Source organism: Pseudomonas sp. YuFO20 (assembly GCF_035064975.1).
In the GTDB taxonomy this organism is placed as follows: Bacteria; Pseudomonadota; Gammaproteobacteria; order Pseudomonadales; family Pseudomonadaceae; genus Aquipseudomonas; species Aquipseudomonas putida_AE.
Genome location: NZ_JAXDEO010000180.1, coordinates 1 through 456, shown reverse-complemented (window position 1 = coordinate 456; position 456 = coordinate 1). Strand labels below are relative to the sequence as shown.

General features: G+C 63.2%; 1 protein-coding gene. It reads right to left on the bottom strand.

Features of this window, described 5'->3' with window-relative positions:
- The coding region (locus SOP85_RS31150) for a FadR/GntR family transcriptional regulator (protein WP_323629426.1) at nt 1-456 on the bottom strand (456 nt) is incomplete at both ends.

Sequence of the window (456 nt, the reverse complement as noted above, 5' to 3'; positions counted from 1 at the left end):
CCTAGGTTTTTGCTGAGCGAGTACACCAGCACCCCCAGATACAGCTCGTGCATGTTATCGAGGATCTGCACGAAAAACGGGTTATGCGAAGCCTGCATGATGGCGCGGTGGAACAGGTAGTCCTGCCGATAGCCGATCTGGCCGTCGTTGAGCGTACAGTCACGAAAGGCGAGGTGCGCCTGTTCGATCGCCTGCAACTCCTGTTCGGTGCGGCGCTCGGCGGCCATGCGCGCCGCCTGCTGTTCCATGACTTCGCGCATTTCCAGCAGCGCTTCCACCTCGCAGCGGTCGGCTACCTCCATCACCAGCGGTTCGTATTTGCTCAGCAGCGAATGCTGTTCCACCCGGTGGCCGCCGCCCTGGCGTGAGGAGATGATGCCGCTGACCTCCAGCACGCCGAGCGCCTCGCGCACCGGCACCCGGCTGACGCCGAACGCGTCCGCCAACACGTTTTCC